The following is a 3,612-nucleotide window of genomic DNA, read 5'->3' as shown; positions in this document are numbered from 1 at the left end:
AACCGAACCTGGCGTGAAAATCTATTCCCACCTTTCCGATCACTTCGCATCATTCGGATCACGGATCATGTCCGCGACGGCAGGTGAAGCGCCCTACGTGCTCGACGGCCTTGTCCTGGGCGCTGGCAACCTTCCGTTGCATGAGCACTATACCGATACCGGCGGCGCGACCGATCATGTTTTCGCACTCTGCCACCTGCTCGGGTTCCGCTTTGCGCCCCGACTGCGCGATATTGCCGACCGCAAACTGGGTTCGATCGCTGCGCCATCGACATACAAGGGCATCGAAAGCCTGATGGGCCGCACCATCAAAACCGCAGCGATCGAGGCTGATTGGGATGACATCGTCAGGATTGTCGCCTCAATCAAGGATGGCACGGTGGCGCCGTCAGTAATCTTGCGAAAGCTTGCCGCCTACAAACGCCAGAACAGGCTGGATTTTGCATTGGCTGAACTGGGCCGTATCGAGCGCACTTTGTTCACGCTCGATTGGCTCGAACAACCGGAACTGCGCCGTGCCTGTCAGGCCGGTCTCAACAAAGGCGAAGCGCGGCACACGCTTGCCGCCGCCATCTATACCAACCGGCAGGGCCGGTTCACCGATCGCTCGCTGGAAAATCAGGAATTTCGTGCATCTGGGCTGAACTTGCTGATCGCGGCGATTTCCTACTGGAACACGGTCTATCTCGACCGCGCCGCCAAGCACCTCAACGCCGTCGGCACAACGTTCGATGCGGCACTGCTCGCGCACCTGTCTCCGATGGGCTGGGCGCATATCAGCCTGACCGGCGATTACCTCTGGGAACAGGCAAGGCGACTTCCCGCAGGTGAATTCCACCCACTCAACGAGCCAATGGCGCGGTTGAAGCGTGTTGCGTAGCCGATGTTCCGCTTATGTCCGAGAAATCGTTGTCTGGCGCACGAACCTTGAGGTAACGCCATATTGGATTGCGGCGCGACAGGCGGGCGACGTTGCGGAGCGCGCGGCCGAGCTGGCGGAACCATTCCATGTCAGGCCGTTCCTTTTCCGTTGCCGGCGAGGTGTTCCGCGCAGATCGCGGCTGCGATCGCGTGGAGATGCTTCACGCGGTAGATGATCCACGCCAGTTCGTCGGGGGTGATTTCATAGGCCGGGGAATAGCGTGCCTCGACATAGGCGCGCTGGAGCTGCGCGAAGGCGCGGCGAGCGGCGCGGGTGTCGCGCGGCCAGGCTTCGATCAGCCGGGGGTCTAGGTTTTCGGCGAGCGAGCGCAGGACGGTCAGGCGGTGCGACTTGGGGCTGTAGAGCGTCAGGACGAGCAGGAGGCCATGATAGGCGCGCTCGACGGCCTGGTGGAGCATGAAGGCGGCATGGTTGGTCTTGCCGTCGCGGATCGCATATTCGGCGAGCGTCAGGCAGTAAGCGGCATCGGGGAGCCACTTGTCATAGTGCGCCATGGCTTCGGCGTGGCGTTCCTCCGCGTAGAGCTGGCGGGGCGCAGCGAGGCGCTGTCCCGGCGCTTCGTAGAGGGCGATGCCGTCGCGGGCTATGTCGGCGAAGAAGGGACGGCCGCGCGCGAGCTGGTCGTTCACGTCCATCAGCGAATGAACGATGAAATTGACGGGGGTGGCGAGGTGCCTGGTGACGGTCAGCTCGCGCACCAGATGATCGTCAGCGGCCGCCCACCATGTTTGCAGATCGGTGAAGGTGTCGGAGTTGACGACGATGAGCAGGTCATAGTCGGAAATATAGCCGCTGGCGCGATCCTCGACCCAATCGCCGCGCGCATAGGAGCCGAACAGGATCAGCTTGAGGATGCGGCCGCCCTTGCGCTTGTCGGAGAGCTTGGTTTTGACAGCATCCTCAAATTCATCGAACAGGACGCGGGCGACCCGTTCCAGCTCGCGGCGCTTGACGGCGGGAAGATGATCGAGGCCGTCGCGCATCATGTCGGACCCGCCCCGGCGTTCGCCTCCGCGTCAAACGCTCGCTTGCCGCGCCGCTTCCAGAGCGCCAGCATATTGCTGGCGTCGTCACCCTGGACACGCGCGGCGAGGTCGAGCATCGCACCGTAAAGGGTGGCGCGGTCGTCGTCGGTCAGATCGACAAGGCCGGCTTTCTGGACGAGGCCGCCCAGCTCTATGAGATGGCGGGTGCGTTCGCGGCGGGCCACGACCCATCCCCTCGTATCGGTGCGGCGCTGCGCGGCTTCAACGCGGCGTCTCGCCTGCGCCAGTCTCGTGTCCGCCTTGAGTGTTGCCGCCAGCGCGTCGGGAAGCCTTGCGCCCGCGTCCCTGAAAGAAGGCCGCGCCCTTCACGCGCCACGCCTCCCTTTCGTCCGCGTTGGCGCTTTCGGTAGCAGCGAGTAGCGCGCCCGCCAGCGTGTCGGGGTCGAGTGCGTCGGCCCCGGTGGACGTGACTAGCTCGCCGAGCTGCTGAACCTTCTTCGCCTTGAGCGCGCGCGCCTTGTCGTTCAGCGCCCGCAGCTCCGCGTCATAGTCGCGCACCTTCCGCATATCCTCTCCCTCGCGCCCAGGATCAGGGACGCAGCGTAGCACGATCGCGCGCGCGAGGAACGCCCCCGGCAGAAAAAATGCGGCGAAGTCAATCACGCGAACGTCAGAGAGTGTGAGTGCGCGCTTATACGTCGTTGCCGACGTGCGCTAAGAAAGGCAATATAGCGGCCGTCATGGCGATCTACCATTTCTCGGCCAAGGTCATCAGTCGCGCCAACGGATCGAGCGCCGTTGCCAGCGCGGCCTATCGCGCGGCGGAACGGCTGCACGATGACCGACTCGGGCGCGACCATGATTTCTCGAACAAGGCCGGAGTCGTCCATTCGGAAATCATGCTGCCCGAAGGTGCGCCGGAGCGTTTAAACGATCGCGCGACCTTGTGGAACGAGGTCGAGGCGGGAGAGAAACGCAAGGACGCCCAGCTTGCCCGCGAGATCGAGTTTTCGATTCCGCGCGAGTTGAACCAGGCGCAGGGTGTCGCGCTCGCCTGCGAGTTTGTCGAAAAGCAGTTCGTCGAACGCGGCATGGTCGCAGACATGAACGTGCATTGGGACAGGGGGAAGGACGGCCAGCCCAAACCGCACGCGCATGTCATGTTGTCGATGCGCGAGGTTGGCCCCGAGGGCTTCGGCCAGAAGGTGCGCGAGTGGAACTCGACGCAGCTTTTGCAGGAGTGGCGCGAGGCGTGGGCGGACCATGTGAACGAGCGCCTAGCCGAGCTGGATATTGATGCTCGCATAGATCACCGGACCCTGGCGGCGCAGGGCATCGACCTTGAGCCGCAGCACAAGATCGGGCCGGCGGCGTCGCGTATGCCCGAACAGGGGCTTGAGGCCGAACGGGTCGAGGACCATGCCCGGATCGCGCGCGAGAATGGCGAGAAGATCATCGCCAGTCCCGAAATCGCGCTCGACGCCATCACCCGGCAGCAGGCGACGTTCACGCGCCGCGACCTGGCGCAGTTCGCGTTCCGGCACAGCGACGGCAAGGATCAGTTCGACCAGGTGATGAGCGCGGTGCGATCCTCGCCCGAGCTGGTGGCGCTGGGGCGGGACGGGAAGGGCGAGGATCGGTTCACGTCGCGCGACATGATCGCGGCCGAGCAGCGGTTGGAAC

At 64.0% G+C, this 3,612-nt stretch carries 5 protein-coding genes; 2 read left to right on the top strand and 3 right to left on the bottom strand.

All coding sequences use genetic code 11. The annotated features are described in order from the left end of the window. A partial coding sequence (locus BHQ40_RS24325; RefSeq protein WP_139139474.1) for a Tn3 family transposase occupies positions 1–880 on the top strand: 880 nt, incomplete at its 5' end. 131 nt (positions 881–1,011) lie between these two features. Here the strand turns inward: BHQ40_RS24325 and BHQ40_RS24320 are convergent. From BHQ40_RS24320 to BHQ40_RS24310, 3 genes are read right to left on the bottom strand one after another with little or no spacing between them, the layout of a single operon-like run. Beyond that, entirely contained in the window at positions 1,012–1,926 is a 915-nt protein-coding gene (locus BHQ40_RS24320; protein WP_139139475.1) for a HEPN domain-containing protein, read from the bottom strand. Beyond that, positions 1,926–2,153 carry a conjugal transfer protein TraD gene (locus tag BHQ40_RS24315; protein WP_020817744.1) on the bottom strand — a complete coding sequence of 76 codons (228 nt, stop codon included), beginning with the start codon at positions 2,151–2,153 and terminating at the stop codon, positions 1,926–1,928. Before BHQ40_RS24315 ends, BHQ40_RS24320 begins: the two co-directional genes overlap by 1 nt. A gap of 37 nt (positions 2,154–2,190) precedes the next feature. Beyond that, positions 2,191–2,496, bottom strand: a complete 306-nt coding sequence (locus tag BHQ40_RS24310; protein ID WP_020817745.1) for a conjugal transfer protein TraD — start codon at positions 2,494–2,496, stop codon at positions 2,191–2,193. 173 nt (positions 2,497–2,669) lie between these two features. Here BHQ40_RS24310 and mobQ point away from each other — a divergent pair. Further along, the coding region (gene mobQ / locus BHQ40_RS24305; RefSeq protein ID WP_171905959.1) for a MobQ family relaxase at positions 2,670–3,612 on the top strand (943 nt) is incomplete at its 3' end.

This window comes from Sphingobium phenoxybenzoativorans (assembly GCF_001757355.1).
In the GTDB taxonomy this organism is placed as follows: Bacteria; Pseudomonadota; Alphaproteobacteria; order Sphingomonadales; family Sphingomonadaceae; genus Sphingobium; species Sphingobium phenoxybenzoativorans.
The sequence above is the reverse complement of the archived record's forward strand: the minus strand, read 5'-3'. Positions and strand labels throughout refer to the sequence as shown.

Coding starts and splice junctions, on each gene's coding strand:
- BHQ40_RS24320 (WP_139139475.1), bottom strand. CDS start 1,926: ATGCGCGACGGCCTCGATCATCTTCCCGCCGTCAAGCGCCGCGAGCTG.
- BHQ40_RS24310 (WP_020817745.1), bottom strand. CDS start 2,496: ATGCGGAAGGTGCGCGACTATGACGCGGAGCTGCGGGCGCTGAACGAC.